Source organism: Sphingobacterium multivorum (genome assembly GCF_039511225.1).
Lineage (GTDB): Bacteria > Bacteroidota > Bacteroidia > Sphingobacteriales > Sphingobacteriaceae > Sphingobacterium.
Genome location: NZ_CP154261.1, coordinates 4,310,341 through 4,330,623 on the forward strand (window position 1 = coordinate 4,310,341; position 20,283 = coordinate 4,330,623).

Annotated in this window: 16 protein-coding genes; 4 read left to right on the forward strand and 12 right to left on the reverse strand. The window is 43.2% G+C overall.

Going from position 1 to position 20,283, the window contains the following annotated elements; all coding sequences use genetic code 11:
- Positions 1 to 363 precede the first annotated feature (363 nt).
- Positions 364 to 1,236: an AraC family transcriptional regulator gene (locus AAH582_RS17855; RefSeq protein ID WP_343319256.1), complete on the forward strand. Its 873-nt coding sequence runs from the start codon at positions 364 to 366 to the stop codon at positions 1,234 to 1,236.
- Between the two features lie 116 nt (positions 1,237 to 1,352).
- On the opposite strand, the gene AAH582_RS17860 is transcribed toward AAH582_RS17855, so the two are convergent.
- The 6 genes from AAH582_RS17860 to AAH582_RS17885 form a co-directional block, all read right to left on the reverse strand.
- Positions 1,353 to 2,846, reverse strand: a complete 1,494-nt coding sequence (locus tag AAH582_RS17860) for a hypothetical protein (RefSeq protein ID WP_343319258.1) — start codon at positions 2,844 to 2,846, stop codon at positions 1,353 to 1,355.
- 32 nt (positions 2,847 to 2,878) lie between these two features.
- Positions 2,879 to 3,067 carry a hypothetical protein gene (locus tag AAH582_RS17865; protein WP_343319260.1) on the reverse strand — a complete coding sequence of 63 codons (189 nt, stop codon included), beginning with the start codon at positions 3,065 to 3,067 and terminating at the stop codon, positions 2,879 to 2,881.
- A gap of 368 nt (positions 3,068 to 3,435) precedes the next feature.
- The gene (locus AAH582_RS17870) at positions 3,436 to 4,935 is read right to left on the reverse strand and encodes a tetratricopeptide repeat protein (protein WP_343319263.1); all 1,500 of its coding nucleotides are present in this window, start codon (positions 4,933 to 4,935) and stop codon (positions 3,436 to 3,438) included.
- Between the two features lie 558 nt (positions 4,936 to 5,493).
- Positions 5,494 to 5,823, reverse strand: coding sequence for a helix-turn-helix transcriptional regulator (locus tag AAH582_RS17875; RefSeq protein ID WP_343319266.1), 330 nt, complete (start codon positions 5,821 to 5,823; stop codon positions 5,494 to 5,496).
- A gap of 792 nt (positions 5,824 to 6,615) precedes the next feature.
- A complete protein-coding gene (locus tag AAH582_RS17880; protein WP_343319269.1) occupies positions 6,616 to 6,858 on the reverse strand; it encodes a hypothetical protein in 243 nt (80 codons plus the stop codon).
- Position 6,859: 1 nt separating this feature from the next.
- Positions 6,860 to 7,360, reverse strand: a complete 501-nt coding sequence (locus tag AAH582_RS17885; protein WP_343319271.1) for a hypothetical protein — start codon at positions 7,358 to 7,360, stop codon at positions 6,860 to 6,862.
- A gap of 535 nt (positions 7,361 to 7,895) precedes the next feature.
- Between AAH582_RS17885 and AAH582_RS17890 the strand changes: the two genes are divergently transcribed.
- From AAH582_RS17890 to AAH582_RS17900, 3 genes are all read left to right on the forward strand, one after another.
- Positions 7,896 to 8,087 carry a hypothetical protein gene (locus AAH582_RS17890; protein WP_343319274.1) on the forward strand — a complete coding sequence of 64 codons (192 nt, stop codon included), beginning with the start codon at positions 7,896 to 7,898 and terminating at the stop codon, positions 8,085 to 8,087.
- Between the two features lie 27 nt (positions 8,088 to 8,114).
- Positions 8,115 to 9,875 carry a hypothetical protein gene (locus tag AAH582_RS17895; RefSeq protein ID WP_343319276.1) on the forward strand — a complete coding sequence of 587 codons (1,761 nt, stop codon included), beginning with the start codon at positions 8,115 to 8,117 and terminating at the stop codon, positions 9,873 to 9,875.
- 194 nt (positions 9,876 to 10,069) lie between these two features.
- On the forward strand, positions 10,070 to 10,432 hold the full coding sequence (locus AAH582_RS17900) for a helix-turn-helix domain-containing protein (RefSeq protein WP_343319278.1): 363 nt from the start codon (positions 10,070 to 10,072) through the stop codon (positions 10,430 to 10,432).
- 115 nt (positions 10,433 to 10,547) lie between these two features.
- On the opposite strand, the gene AAH582_RS17905 is transcribed toward AAH582_RS17900, so the two are convergent.
- The 6 genes from AAH582_RS17905 to AAH582_RS17930 form a co-directional block, all read right to left on the reverse strand.
- Positions 10,548 to 11,441 (reverse strand): SMP-30/gluconolactonase/LRE family protein, encoded by an 894-nt coding sequence (locus AAH582_RS17905; RefSeq protein WP_343319280.1) that lies wholly within the window; start codon positions 11,439 to 11,441, stop codon positions 10,548 to 10,550.
- A gap of 57 nt (positions 11,442 to 11,498) precedes the next feature.
- Positions 11,499 to 12,290, reverse strand: a complete 792-nt coding sequence (locus AAH582_RS17910; RefSeq protein WP_343319283.1) for an SDR family NAD(P)-dependent oxidoreductase — start codon at positions 12,288 to 12,290, stop codon at positions 11,499 to 11,501.
- Between the two features lie 12 nt (positions 12,291 to 12,302).
- Positions 12,303 to 13,469 carry a mandelate racemase/muconate lactonizing enzyme family protein gene (locus AAH582_RS17915; protein ID WP_046675228.1) on the reverse strand — a complete coding sequence of 389 codons (1,167 nt, stop codon included), beginning with the start codon at positions 13,467 to 13,469 and terminating at the stop codon, positions 12,303 to 12,305.
- A gap of 13 nt (positions 13,470 to 13,482) precedes the next feature.
- On the reverse strand, positions 13,483 to 16,389 hold the full coding sequence (locus tag AAH582_RS17920) for a glycoside hydrolase family 2 TIM barrel-domain containing protein (protein ID WP_343319287.1): 2,907 nt from the start codon (positions 16,387 to 16,389) through the stop codon (positions 13,483 to 13,485).
- Positions 16,376 to 17,083 carry an RraA family protein gene (locus AAH582_RS17925; RefSeq protein WP_343319291.1) on the reverse strand — a complete coding sequence of 236 codons (708 nt, stop codon included), beginning with the start codon at positions 17,081 to 17,083 and terminating at the stop codon, positions 16,376 to 16,378. The genes AAH582_RS17920 and AAH582_RS17925 overlap by 14 nt, the downstream gene beginning before the upstream one ends.
- A 100-nt stretch (positions 17,084 to 17,183) precedes the next feature.
- Positions 17,184 to 20,153, reverse strand: a complete 2,970-nt coding sequence (locus AAH582_RS17930; RefSeq protein ID WP_343319294.1) for a glycoside hydrolase family 2 protein — start codon at positions 20,151 to 20,153, stop codon at positions 17,184 to 17,186.
- Positions 20,154 to 20,283: the final 130 nt, after the last annotated feature.

The following is a 20,283-nucleotide window of genomic DNA, read 5'->3' on the forward strand; positions in this document are numbered from 1 at the left end:
TCCACAAATTGCCAAACTTTGGTTATGAAAGGTAAGCGATAAATCCGCTGTGCTTTTGGCGCTGGCGTTATTATTTAACTGTCAGCAGACATTTCACCTATAGAAACTGGGATGAAATCAAAAAAATAGGACTACGCCACCCGCCCTGAACAATAGGTGGCAAAAATTTTCAACCATATGAAATACATCAAATACAGTTTGATTGCCGTCCGACGAACAGGAAAAAAGTAATAATTTACATGATTTTAAGTGTTTAATACATGCCTTGTGATCTTTAAAAACCGTTTTTTGAGTGATCACTTTCAATCGATTATGAAGATTGGTGTACGTTTCCATTTATTTCATTAAATATGTTAAGAATCTATGCAGCCAATTTACGCGAAAGCACTTTCAAATTCAGGAAACAGGATTTTTGAAATCCGGCACGAAAATTGTCCCAAACTTCTTTCCGAGTACCATTTTCACCGTGAATGTCAGCTTACTTACATCATTAAGGGTAGAGGCCAAAGATGCATAGGAGATCAGCTGGAAGACTTTGAAAGCGATGAGCTGACTTTTATTGGTCCTGGTTTGCCACACGTCTGGTACAACTCGCCTACAGAAACCGACCAGGAGCAAAATGTACAATTCATCACCTTGTATTTCGACCCGGAAGCTCTGCTGTCATTTTGTTCCTTATTGTTTGAAACAAGCCAGCTAAAAGATTTTCTTGAGCGATCGAGACAGGGAATGCTGTTTTATGGAGAAGCAAAAAATAAACTCAAAAAAATACTGCACAAGATGCTCGCTATTCCTGAAGTACGAAAAACAGCCTATCTCTTCGAGTCTTTAGGGATTCTGTTGCATACTCAGGAATACAGTAAACTATCCAATAAGCCTTATATTGGTGGCCTGGCGGGTAAGGATGGAGAAATTATCTTCAGTATTTACACGTATGTTTTTGAAAATTTCAGTGATGACATTTCCCTGGACGAAGCAGCTAAATTGGCCAACTTGACCAAACCTTCTTTCTGTCGATTTTTTAAAGCACGTACAAAAAAAACATTTTCAAAATTCGTCAATGAAGTCCGGATCAATGAAGCCTGCCGGCTTTTGGTTCAGGAAGAAAACCCAATAACCCATATTGCTTACGCCTGTGGTTTCAACTCTTTGCCCAACTTCAACAAGTTCTTTAAATCGATTAAAGGGATTACTCCGACCGATTATAAAAACAAGCCTTTAATTAACAAACACTAGCAAACAGCGACCCCAATCATTTTACGCAGTGTGTTGCCTGCATATAAAAAAAACAGTTATCAGCCGAAGCTGATAACTATGTTGCATATATTCTCTAAAATAATAATTTAAAGTAATTATTTGCTTCGCATACAGCGTATACCCACGGCATTGTTTTGATGGATAGGCATCACATACACATTGGTAGCCGTTAAAATTACGGCGGGTTTGGCTGTTCCCTGTACCGTGCGGTCGGCCCAATAAACCCCAAGCGCATCAGGTGGGATATGCGTGCTGGCATTTCCAGATCCGCTTTCAACGATCACCGGCTTGTTATCTGGTAGGAACATGTAATTGTCTAGATTTACCGTTGGCAATGTTGATGTCCCCAAGAACCAACCTGTTTGGCCGTTGTAGGTCCCCCTCACCTTTCCGGCAGCAATAAGCTGTTCATATTCAGCCTGCGCAGGAGTTTGCCAGCCTGTACCCAAGATAGATGAACAGTAAGACTGTGAACCACCACCGTCATGAGATCCCCCCAAAAGATATTGTGCGGCTTCGACGGCAGAAGGCGGATTACCTGCTTTTAAATTGGCCGAGCCCCAGTAATAGTTTGAATTAGGAATATCCAATGCACCACGAGGCACCAAACGTAGTTTTAAATCATATTTGATTCCTTTTTGCAATGACAGATTAGCAAGATCAATCAATCCCGAACGTACACCACCTTGTGTTGCATTTAAGGTGACTGTTCCAAAATTGATCTTACCAGTCGTTGTGCCTTCGGAGATAATCAAAGCGGGACTGCTGGACCATGTCAATCCCGTACCGGTAAATGAAAGTGCACGATTTAAGGACTGTCCACTTTGCGTGTATGTTCCGTTGGCAAAGCTAAACGTTGCCGATTGATAATTTGGTGTGATTGTACCACCTACCATGGAAGTAATATTACCCACCACATTAGCCGAAGTACTTTCTAAAGTCGCTTTTACTTCGGTAAAAACATGACTCAAAACGAGATTTTGAATGTTATTTTGTCCACTAACAACGGTGACCGACTGTTTTTTCCATAAAAGATCCGTATCCGCCCCTGTCACGCCAAAGGTAATATTGGCGAGGTTTTGATTCAGATTAATGGTTGGAAAAGTCTGTCCCGGATCGACTGCCAATGCGATGAAGGTATAATTTCCTGCCGGTAAGTCCAGGGACCAATTGGTAGCCGTATTAGAATAAGTCAATACACCCGTCGCGTTGACATAGTTTCCAGAAGCATTATAAGCCGCGATCAAGTATTTAGCACCATTATCCAGTACAGTCGGTGTTGTAGCCATTTTGGTTGCCCCAGTCGAGGCACGTAAGGCGGTCGTTGAACTGACGGCTGTTAAGGTTGCTTTAACGTCGAGTTCATTGTTGAAGGGAACAGTTGTATTTTGCGCGGCAGAAGTAGACGAGCTACTTTTACTTGCTGAAGCTTTGGGCTGTAAATCGTAGTCGGTATCCGAATAAGAGACGCCGGCAATCTTGATGCTTACCCGGCCATTATCGCCATTACTTACGTTTTCATTATTTTTGTTGCAGGCAGCCATCATTAGAGATAGCGCCAGTAGTATTATTGTGCTGTTTCTTTTCATACTTGATAATAATTTAAGTTGGTACTTTTCGGTTACCACCAGCCTTCACCTTGGCTTGATGTGGACGATTCTTCTCCGTCCCATTGTTGCTGTACTGTTCCAGATGTCTGCACCGAACCAGCTGCAACACTGTACTCTAAAATGATGTCTTCAACCTTAATTTGAGGTGCCTCGTAAGGCAATTTACCCAGTTTGATTTTGTGTGTGTGTTTTGTTTCCATAATTTTAAATGAAAGAACATTGTTCTATTTTATATTTCGTTTCGATGGCCGGGCAAAGTTGCCTTTAAATAAATTAGACACAAAAAAACAGGCTATCACATCGCTATCACAGTTGATTTTAAAACAAATAAAACACTACTAATCAATATAATACATAAAAACAAAAGCAATTAACTCATAGTTATAATCATCAGCTTGCTGGTAAACTCGATGTGAATAAATGATGGATCGTAAAAAAGGCCAGATCATTGCTGACCTAGCCTTTACAAAAAGTATAATTATTCCCTTATACGAGTTTCGCTATGTACTCGCCAAGCCTATTATCAGGGCAACACGAAACACGATGATGTCTATCGCAGCACTTATGCTTAGTGCTCGCTGGGCTGCGATTGATGTACTTTATCTGCCAAGGCACGCATCCAATTATTAAAATCAGCATCCGAGGGGATGTCAAACTTCTTGCGCAATCTATTTTTTCGCACCTGTACGGCCCGGATGGTGACGTAGGTATATTCCGCAATATTTTTGGTTGAGAAATTGAGAAAGGCCATGGCACAAAATTCCAGTTCCGTACTCCGAAGGTTGGGATCAAAAGATTTGAGCGCCGAAATAAACTGCGGGTACAGTTCTTTAAATAGGGTTAAAAACTCCGGATTGTTGCTTTTGGCCAGCTCGATTAGTGTATTAAATTTATTCTCCCCGATCTGTTCAGTCAATTGCTTATTGATGTTTTCTGTTTCTTGCAGCGCCTCCTCTTTCTGTCCCAGTAGCTTCCGGTTACGTTTAGAACGCCAGATAAATAGTGTGATCGCTACAAGAAGAAGTACCAAAATAACAATTGAGATGGTAGCAGCTTTGGAGACCTTACTCTCCGACTCCTGGTCTTTTAACTTCAAAATCTCATTGAGTACCTGATCAACGACCTGTCTATTTTCAATTTCCAGCGAATCGTTGAGCCGACTAAAGGCCATCTCATAGTGATCAGCTTTCGCTTTATCCAGTTTGGTTGTCCTGTAAAAGTCAGCTAGTTCCCGGTAAGAATTCTTCATGCCATTCCTACTACCGATTTGCTGCTTACTGGACAGACTTTTTTCATAAAATGCTGCAGCCTGCTTGAAATCCCCTTTCTGTTCCGCCAACGAACCCAACGAAGAATACGTATTGAGTACCACCGGAATTTTATACTTCTTTACCAAGGCAAGTGATTTATCCAGGTAGTATCGCCCTTTGTTAAAATCACCTTTTTTAACGTAGAGTTTACCTAAGTTATCATAAACTACCAGGTATCTAAAGGCTTCCTTATGTTCGTCTTCGCCCTTTAAATTGGCTAGTAACAGATGATTATACTTTTCCACAGAATCCAGCTCTCCGATTGCATCAAAAGCAACGCTCAAGTTTTCATAGGTAAACTGATAGGATTTTTTTTGTTTTTCGCCGGTTAGATTTTTGATTAGCCCCAGCTGCAAACGAAACTCCCGAATGGCCTGCTGATACAAATGGAGCTCGCCATAGGCTCTTCCCCGTACCCGACGGACTTCGGACTGCGCGAGTATATTTTCCTTATAAAAGTTAGTTTTTTCAACGCTTTCAAGATGTTGCAATCCCTCTTTAAACAGCCCTACATGCACAAGACCTTCTGCAATCCACGAATGCGCTTTTCCTTGGCCCGCATCATAGTTGACTTCATTGGCTAGATTAAGTGCTTTTATTGCCGTTTCAATATAAGGCAATAATTGTCCAGCATTAAATAATTCCCTTGTTTTAATCAAAAGTGAATCTACGGCACGCACCTGGACTGACTTGTCATCAGCAGCACTCGCCTTCAGTGTCAAAAAGAATAAAAGTAAAAATAGAAGATGTTTTTTCATGTATAGGCAATAAATTGTTTTCAGGTTGTTGTTTTTCAATTCATTTCAGACTTTTTAAGTCCAAAATTTCTTCGTGCAAATCTAGTATTTTTAAATGATGAAACCATGATAATTCCCGATCCAAAAACAATTTTATATCTTATAAAACTCAGGTAAACAGGCGTCTTTATGACACTAATTTTTCCTTACATGGTTAAAAAATAATAGTCATCAGCCGAAGCTGACGACTATCTCCATTAATTTATCCAAATAATATGTAATAGATAATATGTTCATTTGCCCGTAGATTGGCAGTACCTTTCCTGTTCACAGGGGATACGTCCAGTCACGATTCTGGCATCAACCTTAATCAGATGGAATTGCAGTATTGTACGTGTTGAAAGCGAATATAGATACTAAAAATATAAAAGCAGAAAAATGTGCTATCACAGATATAACACATTTCAAAAAAATAAGTAGAACACTTACGCTAAATTTTCCTAGCAATTTGTCCTGAGCGACGATAAAGCTAAGATAAAGCAGCCCGTTCTCCTGATTTTCCAATGGCAAGTTTAGCTTTTAGCCCAGTTCAGCAAACGAATTGCGAGGAATCTGCTCCCGCATCCAGGTGTTAAAATCCAAATCGGAGGGGATATTGAACTTTTTACGCAATCGATTTTTGCGGATCTGTACAGCCCGCACGGTTACATAGGTATATTGTGCGATGTGTTTGGTGGAGAAATTCAGAAAAGTCATCGCGCAGAACTCGAGTTCGCTGCTGCGGATTTTAGGATGTATAGTCTTTAATGAGCTGACAAATCCGGGATAGATTTCGTTGAACAAAGCCAAAAATTCGGCATCGTTGTTTTTCGCTAAAGCAATTAAAGTATTAAAGTCGTTTCTTTCCATTTTTACATCGTTTTTTCAGCAAGTTTTATATTCCTATTTCCCAGTTTGGGTAAATTTCCTTTCCGCAAATCGCTCGATCATTTCGATTATCCTTAGCCAATAGGCCTCCGGATCAATTAAACTCGAGAGGGCAAAATTTGCCCCCACCAAGTTCATCCAAATATATTATCTCGGACCTCCACGCATTAAGATCCGGGCGATAATTCAGTACTTATAATCCTTCCAAAGTTTTTGAAACCACCCTATTTCTAATGCTTTCACAGGTTGAATTCTCAACTCAATTACAGATCACAATTTCTGCCTGACAAATATTTGCATTAAAAGAAAGAAACAGAAAAAAGAGCCTTTCACATTCATATCACACTTTTTAAAAAACTGAAAAACAACACATTAATAACATAAAAAAGACAGTCAGCAATTAAAGTCTAGATGTTGAGCGAATGGTTTATGACTTGATTTCTCAAAAAAATGCACGTCAAAATGGTCATGATAAACGTAAAAAGGCCCGGCAAGATTCCCACGAAATCCTGTCGGGCCAATCCAGCATGAATTAAACGACGATTAAATCTGGAAAAACTACCAGTTGATTAAACGATTGTCGTCATCGGCTTTATCCCACAACTCCTGTGGATCATTGCTGGTCGTAGCAGCAGAACCTGCAGCGATACCTTGTTCTAGTTCTATGTTTGTCGCCTCGATCTTTGGGCTGACATATATTTTTTTTGAATTATTGGTGATAATGTCTTATTTTTTTTAATACTATTTTCGATGCATCAAGTATCTAACTATTACTTATAATGTACAGGCTACTTTCCGTCTACCACTACCCGATTCGATCATCGTTGTTTTTCCTTGAACAACCTGGGTGATCTTCACCTTATTCGCCGTCGTACTCCAAAGCACGATGTTAAATGAACCTTGTGTCAAAACCAATGGATACAATTCACCACCTGCTACTTTACTACCGTAAATAGAAACTTCTCCCGAGCGGCTGATGACAACGCGAATAATTGGATTTCTTGCCGTTCCCACCATACTATATATCCAAACTCGTATTGGTAAGATTGGCTTGTGCTGTCACAGCTGGAACTGTTGCTGTACTATTGATCGAATAAGCGACAAAGGTATAGGTCTTTTCTGCTTCCAATACGATTTCGGTACTATTATCTACTGTATTAGTGTATGTTTTTTCTGTAACATAATCACCGTTGGCACCGTAAACAACAATTTTGTATTTAATGTTTGCGGCCAGCGGTGTTCTTTGCTCCGTCACTGTTGCTTGTTTACCTGACGAAGCGCTTAACAGGTTGCCAGTTGTTGCTGACTGTTCGCTGGTCAATGTTGCCTCAAAAGAACTTGAGTTTGTCAAAGGAACGACACCTGTTTGGGCTGTACCAGCAGTGTTGTTTCCCGTACTTTCTTTTTTTGTTGTGACAACTGGGTTTTCTACGCCAAGTAATTGGATACTGACGTTTGCCTTGCCACTAGCCTCTCCACTGTCTTTGCTTTCCTTACAGGAATACAACGATCCACACATCAAAATATCAGCAATGTATCACATCGCTATCACACGTATAAATCAATCATCAAATTAAAAAAACTACAACAAAAACATTTTTTTACCTTAAAAAACATGAAAACACAAAAACAACTCCAATTTATGCGTCATAACATTAAATTACTTTCCATAGTCTCAAAACAGATTATAAAAACATCACACAAACACCTATATATCAACAACTTACGAAACATGTGATAATTATGTGATAACTCTGTGATAGCTCAATTTTCGCGATTATTTTCTAATCAAACTATCTTTACGCTAAGAAATACAGTATATATCAAGCGATTAAGATTATGACTCGTTCAATAAACAAGTCACAACTGACAACTATTTAATTGAAGAGAAATCAACCTTTAAAAAGAAGCTCAGATCGTTGCGAAATACGGTAAACAATTGAAATCTCAACTAACAAAGGCATTTGCGAGAAAGCATAGGTGAACTGCTACATCATTGCAAGCAGCGGCTTATTGAGCATCTGTTAAATCTTAAACCAAATAATATTACGCACATGAAAAAAAGAACTGAAAAAAAGATTTACCTGAAACCTGCCATCGAGCAGTTAAAGGTAGAAATGGAGGAAGGCATTGCTGCCGGATCAAACGGATCGGCTCAACCAGGTGGTGGATCCGGCGTTAAAGAAACAGATTGGAATAATGGTGGAACTGAAACCCAAGACCCTAGCGGTGAATGGTGGAACTAATAACTCAATTTATAACTATTAACGACCATGATGAAAACGATATATCAGATTACTAAAATTAAACTAGCCTTTATTGTACTCCTGACGGTTTCTGTTTCTTGTAGCAAGGAGAAAAGTGAGCAGATGATTGCAGCCAATCATGCCGGTGTAAAACTGACTTTGACAGAAGCCGAGTTTGGCGGGGACCAAGTAGCCGTGGCCAAAGCATCCACAAAAGCTAGCGCAACAACGCCATTAGCCCTAACGGAAGAAGTACAGTCTGGCCCATTTAACATTACCGCAGAACTGACGGAAAATACGGTAAATGGCAGTGGACTGAAAGCAGCTACGAGTAGAACTAAGGCAGCCACCTCCTTGTTGTCGCTAAGAGGTGCAGTGACCTATCGGGTAGTCGCTTATGAAACCGACGGTACCTATATTGACCAGGCGGTCGGTAACGCTTCGGACTCTACTCAGGTATTTTTTGGCGATAAATTAATTGCAGGCAATAAATATACTTTTGTGGTCTATTCCTTGGGCTCGACCACGACTGCGCCAGCTGCAGCACCGACAACAAACCTCTACGCTGCAGGTCAGGTTAACTTCAGCTTTGCAACTTATACACAAGATGGGGCCGACTTTATGTATGCGATCGAAAAAGATGTCACTATCCTCGGTAACAATGCCCCAACCGCATTGACGGCTCCCTTACAACATATGTTTACCCGTGTCACCATTCTTGTAGACAATAGCGATGCGACGGGTACATTTGGTACGGCTAACTATATTAAAGGCGGATATCTTTCAGAAGTTCCCGTACAAGCCAATTGGGGTTCAGCTTTCGCTAACCCGACTATTGATTTAAGTACAGGTGCAACCGTGGCTTCTGTTACAAACGCGAGTGTACCTCCAATTTCAAACCTCAATGCCACAGGGCAGACCTTTATTGTCAACCAGGTGCAGGACACCAATTTCTCCATTGCCTTGTCTATCCCTGCGGGTCAGATCAAGGTGGGTAATGATGTCAACGCACAGGTTGTCAACTTTAGTTTTTCAAATGGTAGCCAAGGTTTAAAACCAGGCTCCTCGTACACCATGAAATTGCGTTTTAACAGCGACCGTTATGTCAATGCAACCAATGTAACACGAACCACTAATACAGCAGATGCGCTTTACGCTGTGATCGGAGGTCATCGTTGGGAAAGATATAACCTCGGGGTCGCTACTTTAAATCCTGCTACCAATAATCCCGATGTACTGCCTTCAAATCAAGGATTATACGGCAACTATTATCAATGGGGTCGTCAAGCTCCTGTTGCCAATGCGTCCAGCGGAGATGCTGCCATTGCGGGATGGAATACGACTCCGGCTGCAGATGGCACATGGAACAATGGTACGCCAACGGCGCCTATAAAAGCAGCAACAGATCCTTGTAGTACAGGCAACAGAATTCCTAGTCAGGCTGAATTCACTCGTTTAGGTAATTATACGCGCCACACGTCCATCGGTACTTGGACGGCGTTCTCTGGTAATGGATCTGGACCTGGATTATCTGACTTTACCGCAGCCCATATTATGACCAGTAAAAAGAGCAGCGATATTAAATTGAGTTTTCCCGCAGCTGGCCATAGGTCATCAGTAAATGGGGCACAGGTTCTTCGTCAAAGCTCGGCTATCTATTGGCTAAATACGGCGGTGGGGGGTAATGATAGAGCATTACAGGGTCGTGGTTTTGAAAGCGGTGGATGGGATACATCCAATTACTTCAAAGTTGCAGGCTATCCTTTACGCTGTATTCAGGACAAATAATCACGAAGCTAGTTGAACTTCAACGATAGTTAAGTTAATTGTTTAAAAGTCACATCTACTCGAAAGCTCCTTTCGGGGCGGTTCACTTAAAAGCCTGGCATGGATCATCCATCGCCGGGCTTTTTCTCCCATTGATTTATCCGATAAACGTTACATAAGCTCAATCACAGCTGTTATACGAAATCTTCAAATCCATGAAAGAAACGAGGTCTTCTCAAATCACCAGGCAATATTTGTCTTATCTGGACACACATATTGACGATGTTATACATGGACGTACCATGGAGTTTATGGAGCTTAACAAGATCGCCCGAGAAATTGCGGTTTCTCCAAAACACCTGTGCTATACCATTCGAAAAGAGAAAGGCTACCATCCCGGTTATTTCTACAATCTCAAAATTATCAGTAGCGCCAAAGAACTTCTGAATAATTCAACCCTGTCCATCGCAAAAATTGCGCTTCTCTTAACATACGACGCTTCAAACTTTTCGAAATTCTTTAAAAAATGGACTGGGGAGACACCAGGAAGTTTCAGAAAAAAAACTCGGGACCTATAAGCTAATTTCCTTTGTCAGCTTAAATGTCAACCACTGCCGAAGATTCTCCTATGGAATCCAACGAAGAGATTAAGCTATAACTTAAATAGAACAATTGCAAGCAGATTATAATGATTTATAGTTTTTGGTACGTATCGTTATCCACGCAGGCAATGTGAAATATTTTGCCACTATCTGGAAAGCGCTGCAATTCAGCCTCCGTAAGTCCTTCCCTAGCAGTACTGATAAATAGGTCTGTGCCAGTGGCGCCGCCAAAACAACAAGAAGTCACATGCGGTGCGTTCACACTTATTTTATCCAACAGCTCGCCCGTCTCCCTGTGCCACTTGCAAACCGCAAACCCGGCCCAATGCGCTACCCAAAGATGTCCATCGGGTCCTAAGCACATGCCATCAGGCATGCCCAGCTCATCGGGTACGCGTACTAATGTACTGTAGCGCTGTCCATCTCCTCCCGCCGATTCCCCTGTATTATGCCTAGCATAACGACGGATTTCGCGGGTATAAGTATCGATAAAATAAAAATAGGGGCTATCGCCGGGCCATACGATACCATTGGGAATCGTCACTGCCGGAATAACAGTCTCCAAAAGCCCGTTGCGGAAACGCATAAGCTTCCCCAGATCCGGCAAAGCTTGCATGTGCATCGTTCCGAACCAAAAATTACCCTCGGGATCTACTCCACCGTCATTGGTACGGATTTGTCCCCCCATAGAATCTAGCTCAGCTACGACCGTCAAATCTTGCGTTTCCTTTGTCCAAATGGCCAGCCCTTGCTGCATGGCCACAAGAAATTTACCCGATCCATCTGGCCAGGGTACAATTTTGCTCACATAACCTGGTAATTCCCAGTAAGCCGACTTCTTGCTTTCCAATGGATAAGTGTAAATACGCTTGCGCAAAATATCCACCCAATATAAACTGTTATCCTGCTTGCTCCAAACTATGCCCTCTCCCAGCAGACATTCGGTATGTAGTAAGACTGCTGCTTCTTTTAAATTCTTTTCCATCATCATTTTGCTTTGCCTGACCGCTCACCAATTAAATCGGCAAGCTCACATAAGGCTTTAATCCTCTTGCAATAGTGCACTTCTTCCGCCATCAATTAAATAGGTACTTCCACTTGCAAAGGACGCGTAGGTACTGGAAAGAAAAACACACCAACCACCGATCTCTTCTGTCGTACCTAATTTTTTGACAGGATGCCGATCAACCGTCTTTTGTCTTTCGGCATCAGCATCCGGAAAACTGTCAAACCATTTTTTATTACCCGGTGTATCGATAAACCCCGGTGCAAGTCCGACCGTACGGATCGCTGGTCCCCATTCGATAGCCATGGCCTTAACCAGTGAAAGGAGCGCCCCCTTGGTTACATTATAAGGAAAGCAACCTGGGATGGAAGCATAAGCATGGTTGGAGGCCATTACAATAATCACCCCCGGTGAAGCTTGAGCCAAGAGCGGTTTTAAAGCCCGTGCCAGCAACCAATGGGATGCCAGATTTAAGCTATTATTATGATTCCAATCTGCCAACGTACAATCATCCAAGCCTTTGAACACATTCTGCCCTGCATTCGATAACAGTACATCCAAACGGCCATGCTCCTCTTGAAGGAGCACAGTCAATTCCTGAATAGCAGTCTCATTGGACACGTCAGCCGAATAATAGAACGTTCGTTGCCGATAAGGTTCCATTGCAGCAAAAAAGGAAGCCACTGCCGGATCATCGACCGCCAATTCAGCACAGGCTATCACGGTCGCACCTGCCGCAGCAAATTGCAGACTCGCTCCCAGCCCAATGCCCGAAATTCCGCCTGTGATCAGGACGACCTTATCTGTTAAATCAATTGTAAATGCCATGTACTATTAAAATTACACATAAAAACCTGGCCGTGGTTCCAATATCCCGGGATGCCTGCGCATTTCTTCTTCGATCAAATCCACCCCCAATCCTGGTCTTTCGCTCAAGACCAGATGACCATTTTTCACCATATCTTTAATCGGATGATCGATGACTTCATCGCGCCAAGGCACATCATTGAACATAAATTCCTGTCGAAAGAAATTGGGCACAGAGGCACAGACATGTGCACTGGCCAATGTGGAAAGTGGTCCGTTGGGGTTGTGGGGTGCCAATAACACATTGTATGCTTCCATCATTGTTGCCATACGCTTCATTTCGGAAGGACCACCGCAACGCGTAATATCAGGCATCATAATGTCACAGATATTTTTTTCCAATACCGGTCGGATCCCATGACGGGTATAATGTCTTTCGCCCACACAGATTGACACATTGGACGGAATACGCTCCCGCATCGCACGTAGGTTGTCTGCATTTTCTGGCCCCGCAGGTTCCTCATACCAAGTAATATTCAGTTCAGAAAGACGTTGCGCCATCTGTACGGCCACACGATAATTGAGCATGGCATGTGTCTCGATCATGATATCAAAATTGGGTCCAACGCCATCACGTACCGCTTTACTCACCTCAAACGCCAGATCCTGCTGTTCGGCAGTCAAGGTCAGGTTTGCGGCCAAATCTTCCCCATACAGATAATTTGTATGCGCAAATGGATCAAACTTTAGGCCTGTAAAACCAGCTTCTTTGACTGCTTGTGCTTGTCGCGCATAATCTTCGGGATTATGCCCACCACCAGTAAACCAATAATTGGCATACAACAGGATCTCTTTACGGAATGCACCGCCCAACAGTTCATAACATGGTACACCAAGCACCTTACCTTTCAAATCCAATAGTGCCATATCAATACCAGAAATGGCGCACATGCTAGCACCATAAGGTCCAATCCAATTGAGGTCGCGGTAGAGTTTGGTCCAGATAAAATCTGTTTTCATCGGATCCAGACCAATAATACGCTGCCCCACGTGCTTGGCGGCCTCATACACAATGGGGCTGCCAGGCCAGTTGGTCGCTTCGCCTACACCCGTATGCCCCGTATCAGTGTAAATCTTGACTAAAGTCCAATTATATTTTACGCCTTCAACCAGCCAGACTTTAACATCTATAATCTTCATTGTTCTACTATTTTTAATTTATCTTAAGAATAATCTGTCCGCTTAACTTATCGCCTTTTTTTAACTTTTTGCGCCCATAGCTATGCGGCGATCCATAAAAAGGCTCCGAGCCATTATTCGAATAATCAGCTATCAACCATTGTATATGCTGATCCTGTTTCCAGGCTCTTGCATGCTGCTGTCCATTCGACAATACCTTTACCGCTGCGGCAGGGCTATGCAAACTTGCCCAGTAAATATTTCCCTTTGTCGACCTAAAGTCGTTCGAACCCAATATATTGGCATCGTCTTTCCAATCTTTCGCTTGTGGCTTACCGTGCTCTTCTACTTCATACAACGGTAGGGCATACAATACAGCCTCCCCCTCGTTGCGTCCGATATGATTGGCAGGATAAGTGGAAAATGATCCATTTCGCGACCATGCCAACTTATCGTAAGATAAAGGCAATTCTAGCATCAGACCAGCTTGATAGAGATTCATTTCCTGTCCCTGCTGATAAACCATTTCATACTCCACCCGCAATAGGCCATTTTTAAGGAAAACAAATTTTTGTTTTCCGGTGCCTTGCTGATACCGCAGGTCGAAGTGAACACTTATACTGTCGCCTGTCTGACTGGCTTCTGCAGCATCCGCAAATAAGGTATACTGCTCGTACTGTTTCAATGGCGCAATGTTATTTTGATAGGTCTCTCCCGCCACATTTGGCTTGCCCCCATCTTCCGCATTTGCTTCGATGAGCGCTAACGCCGGCCCCTTCGTCAAAATAAGCTCACCATCTTTGCGCACAGCAAGCAATTTGCCATAGGTTCGGCTGAAAGTATAATTCACATTTCCCTGCTTTACATAAATATACGCCGAATCTTGTTTGAGCTGTAATTCCGTAGCCGAAAACTTTTCCTGATTTTTGGCAACTTTCTCAAAAAGCTCATTTTCAACCTCGTTTTGCTGATTGTCCATGGCAATAATTCGCAATGAGCCATAATCCGCTTGGATCGGTAAAACGACCTCGCTACTCGTCCGCGGTCCAATCGCTGCCCTAAAAGGAACCTCCTTACCATCTACAATGGCCACAAGTTTGAGCTGATCAAGGGAAAGAAAATCGTATCTGTTTTCAATATTGACCACCACTTTACCATTCTTCAATTGCGGTGTACCGATCCTGACAGGCGAATAAGCCTTTTTCATTCCAAAATACTCTGGTTTTGGCCTACGCCATCCATCAATCGGTCCCCAAGGTCCATAACCCACGATACGTCCATCGGGCAGATGAAAGGTATCATCGATTCCACTCCATATAGCACCACCCAAGTTGGCCGAATGCTTATAGATAGCATCAACAAAAGTTACTAAGGGGGCATTATAAGCATCGCGGATACCAGGGTCGGTCAGCAATTCACGCCGGTTGTAGGTCGACAAATGGGCATATTCACCAAATAAAGTGGGCCTTTTCATGGTATCGGTAGCCGCAGGACCATCGATACCCGGATAGTGGTAATTGGCAATATCCGCTTTACTTCCGCCATTATTAAAGCCACCCCAGGTCTGATCGTGAAAACTGGTTGGACGCGTTGGATCCAAGGCCTTCACACGCGTATTGACTTCAGCCCACAGCGGGCTCCAATGCGACTCATTGCCCAGCGACCAGAATAATATCGACGGATGATTGCGGTTGCTCAGTACATTATCGATGTTTGCCCCCAACATGACGGGCAAAAAACGTTTGTCTTTGTAGTCCCATTTTCGCCAAATCGGTGATGCACCATGTTGTATCCAGCTCAAAGCCGCTTCACTCTCCACATACATTCCCAACTCGTCTGCCGCATTCAAAAATTCTTCCGATGGCGGGTAGTGCGACGTGCGGATGTAATTGACATTGGCCTGTTTAAATAAAACAACATCCTGCCGATCTATTGCCGGATCAGATGCTCGACCATTCAGCGGATGTACCTCATGTCGATTGACCCCTCTCAATTTGACGGGTTTGCCGTTTACCATCAACTGATTTTTGACGACTTCAATTTCACGAAATCCGACCTTTTGCTTGTTGGTCTGTATCGCCTTTCCATCCGCAATTAATGCCGTTTCCAACACATAGAGGTAAGGTGTCTCCGCCGACCAGTGCATCGGTTTTTTTACTGCTAATAGACTTTCGATCTGTTTATGGCACCCTACCCCAAGCTGAATCTTGTCGGAGGATTTTTCAAGCACTGTCTTGCCGTCAGCATCTCGGAGTACGTAGTGCAATTGAACCTGCTGCTGCTGGTTTGAACTATTTTGTACCAAGCCCGCAAGTTTAAGCGCTGCATGGACATATTTTGAATCGAAATCAGTTGCAACCACCGCATCCGAAATATGCACCTTAGGCACTGTAAACAAAGTTGCTTTGCGCAAAATTCCACCCACAGTATGCACTGCGTACTGAGACACACAAGACAATATATCACTGATGGTATTGGCCTGAATTTCTACAGTCAGTTTATTTTTTCCTTTGTTGACCTTTCCAGTTAGGTCGACCTGAAAAGCTACAAATCCACCTTCATGTTCACCAACTACCTGATCGTTTACCTTGACAAGCGCATGTGAACTGACTCCGTCAAAGCGAATGTATACTGGATTGCCTTCCCAATCGTCGGGTACATCAAACAAACGCTCGTACACTGCCGTTTCACCCGCAGCGACATGCTGGCCTTGCATTTCCCATTCTCCCGGTACCTGAATGGCCACGGGCTTCGTATTGGCCATCCTGAAGCTCCACTGTCCATTTAACAGTATCCGGCTGGTTTTACTTGTGGCCAACTGGTCGGGCAAGGGCGTCAAAAATGGTCCAGCCTGTTGTGCCGACAGATTTCCCAGGGACGAACAGGCCAGCAACAGCGCTAACCAGCTTCCTTTGCTTAATTTGAATTTACATAATTCCATATTTTTCAAATGCTTCTTTGGCACCCATGCCTTCCATAACCTTATTCAATACGACTTTTTCTGCTCTCGCTTTTTCAAATGCCCGAGCGAAAACCTCCTGTTCATGTTCGCGTGGTACCACGCAGACACCATCAATATCGCCGATCAGCATATCGCCATCCTTGATCAGGACATTCCCAAAATGGATGGGAACACGCCAGTCAATAACCTTTCCTCGTGGTGCCTGATCCTGTGCATAACAGCCCATCGAGAAACAAGGAAATTCAAGTGCCAAAATCCCCACGGTATCTCTTGAGTAGCCATTGACAATCGCCCCATGTGCACCCAATGTTTTGGCCCGCGCACTCATAATCTCCCCCCAAAGCGCATAGTCAGGCGAAGAGCCACTGCAAATATAAATCTCGCCCGGACGTAGATCATCCAAAGCTTCAAGCATAAATCCAAATGATTTAGCCAGTACAGGATTCTTCGACTGTTGTTCAGCATTTCCGCAAACATCGGCCTCCAATACCGTCATTGCCCGACCAATTAAAAACAAATCTGATTTTAACGGCCTTATATTCGGTGGCAGAAATTGATGGAACAATCCCATTTTGTCCATCACGTCCCCAATGACAGCTGTAAAAAGTTCCTTACGGATCAGCTCAAAAAGCTCCCCATCATTTGCCCATTCCACCAGATAGTTTTTTTTCATTTTTTATATAAATTAGATCATGTTACCACAAAATGAACCCGAATTGTGTTTGCGCCGCAGATAAATGATTTGATCAATCCAAGCCCACATCGTGATACCATTAGAATTTTAATGTGATAGATCCCTGGCAGGGTGACGCTTCCAAAGTCTTGCAGTAATTGCCCCAGGCAATTTCAGGATAATCCCATTTGTTGTTTACATACAGAACCAGCTGTTCATTTTCCAGGCGATCCAAACGGCACGCATTGTCGCCCAGTGGAGAAACCACATGCATCAGGTTCTTTGCACCACTACCCAAAGAATAGTAGTATATATTTTCTTTCATGCCCTTCGCCTGCTGCGTTAGCGGATGCTGGCTACGTGCACCTTTATCGGCCCAATAGTAATAGTTGTGCGTATCCATGTACCAGGGCTGCTTAGGCTCTTGACCATACGGCGTCGTATCCATAGAAGACAAGCATGCTGTTCCTTCATTGCCCGCAAATGATTCTTGGGGATAATCGTTCCAATAACCATTTCTGCTCCAGGCAATACGATCGAGCTCGTTGCTTAGATAATACTTAAGGCCGATCTCACGCAGGTAGCCATTGGGCTCACCTTGGGTATGATATAAAGTCTTCATTTCTCCTTTACCGTCGATAGTTAGATCAAACTGAATGGATAAACTGCCATTTTTTCCCACAATCGATACCAGGGCCAAATTGTCTTTGATATGCACATCCAATTTGCTCAATTGCCAATTTCTATCTTCGAGTAGGTATTTACTTGCACTTTTGCGTACTTCTGCACCAGTCAGGTGATTGAGGTTGATGTCCATATTTAAGAAAGGACCTTTTTGAATCACTACCTTACCACCAATTGTTGCATTTTCAATCAGGCCTGTTGCTTTCGAAATCGGAAAGGTGAAGTTTTTTCCCCTGATCAGATAAAGACCAGACTCTTCAACAAGCTGAATATCTCCATTCTGAGTCGATTCAGGCATTTTAACCGGATGCTCACCCAAGAAATAACGATAGCTATCCAGCATCAACCCTTTGCCATCCACAAAGCGCAAAGCCAGTTGCTCCCCCTGCTGCCAGGCTAAACCAGGCAGTTGAATATAGCCTTTCTGATGCGGTGCGATGTCGGGTAATCCTAAGGTGTAGGTCTTTCCGTCATAGGTGTACTGCAGTTTAATTTCCTGGAGCGAAGTATGATCAAATCGATTATATACGGGGATCGTTAGCGGCTGAAAGCGGGCAAAATCAGGTATAATCTTTCCTTTCAAGGTGATCAATACAGTAGACTGTGCTTTTTTTGTTGACCAAAATTCAGGTTTCTTGCGTCGCCAAACATCGACGATCCCCCACTCACCGTAGCCTATCGCCTGCCCCTGAAAATCTTCGGGTTTGGCGGTATGGGCAAATTCCTTCCAAAAAGCAGTTCCTTTCTTGAGCTGTTGTGGAATCATAAATACTTCGTCCACATAGCCCCATATTGCACCGCCAAGGCCGCCCTGCTTTGGAAACAACCCACCCCACATCATGTCCATGGAGATTCCCCAAAATTCACGGATATTCGGATCATCCTGTAAAGTTTTATAGGTATAACAGGCTGGATGAGCCCATTCATCAAATAAAGCCGGAATGCCATGGCCCTCAAAGTTACGCGTGGTCTTGCCATACTGTGTCAAGTTGCCATACACGTCCTGATAATGCATACTCAGGATTTCATAAATCTTAGGTTCGGTAGTTTGCGAGCCCGGATAACTCCAAATAATAGGTCTTGTCGGATCTGCACGCTTCACAAAGTCATGACTTTGCTTAAAGTTGTCGCCGTAGATCGACTCATTACCAATGGACCAGAAAAGTACAGCCGGATGGCTTTTAAAAGTATTAACCATCTCGCGCGATTGGCTCAGGTATTGGTCCGTCTTTTTCGGATCATTTTGTGAAGCGCCAGGTGCATAATTTTTTTGCCTGTAGGTATCCACAAAACAGATTGCGGTCTCCACTTCAACATAGATACCATATTGATTACAACATTCAACGAAACGCTCCGTCGGCGGATAATGCGAAGTACGAATGAAATTGATATTTGCTTCTTTAAACAATTGAACATCCAGGCTATCGTAATAGGCCGAAGCACTGCGTCCTAAGGTCGGGTGCATATCGTGCCGATTGGCGCCACGTAGCTTGACAGGTTTGCCGTTTACCATCAGCTGGTCTTTCACCACTTTTACTTCACGGAAACCGACCGATTTATGAAAGGCATACGTAGCCTTCCCCTGCTCTTTCACTTCCACATCCAACCGATAAAGATTGGGATGTTCGGCATCCCATTTTAGCGGTGCAGCTACACGGAATACATGGCTGTTAGCACCATCTACAATTGGTCTTTCAGGATGTTCCAAGACAATACTTTTGCCGTTCGGATCAGTCAATGTATACCTAATCGTAGCTCCTTTGGCTAGAAAACCGTCAAAATCCAATTTTAGCTGAGCGTCCGTATACGACGCATCAAAGGCCGTTTCGAGATTAAAGTCGGTCAGCGAATGTGCAGCTGTTGCAAATAAGGTGACATCCCGCAAGATTCCACCTATCGGATGATGTGCATAGCCCGATGCGTACGAAATATCATCCAGCTGATCCTGTACCTCCAGTTCGATTTCATTTTGCTTTCCAAAAATCACATAGGGCGTAATATCTACTTCCCAACGCGTAAATCCACCTTGATGGCTCGTAACCGCTTTACCATTGATGCTAAGTTTGGCGAAGCTATACACACCGTCAAAGCGGATGATTGTCTTTTTGCCTTTATACTTGCTGGGTACCAAGAATTTACGGCTATAAAAAAAAGAATTGTCGTGTTGAATACCGTAGCCCTGCATCACAGCTTCCCCGGGAACTTGAATATTTTCCCAGGCCGAACTGCGATCAAATTTGAAATTCCATTGGCCATTTAAGGATTGTACAGGAGCTTTCAGACCAGTCACTTTGTCCGGCAACTGATAAGCCGCCTGCTGCGCCATCGCCAAACTCCCCATTACTATACACAAGGCCAACAACAGCAGTTTTTGTAGTTTTTTCATATCATAATAGGTTGTAATTCCACCCGATTAGAACGCCATACTTCGTTGTTACATTCTTTGTCAAAGATAGCTGCTCCCACACTTCAATACTACAACTGGTTATACAAAAACTAAAACTATTTACACCCTA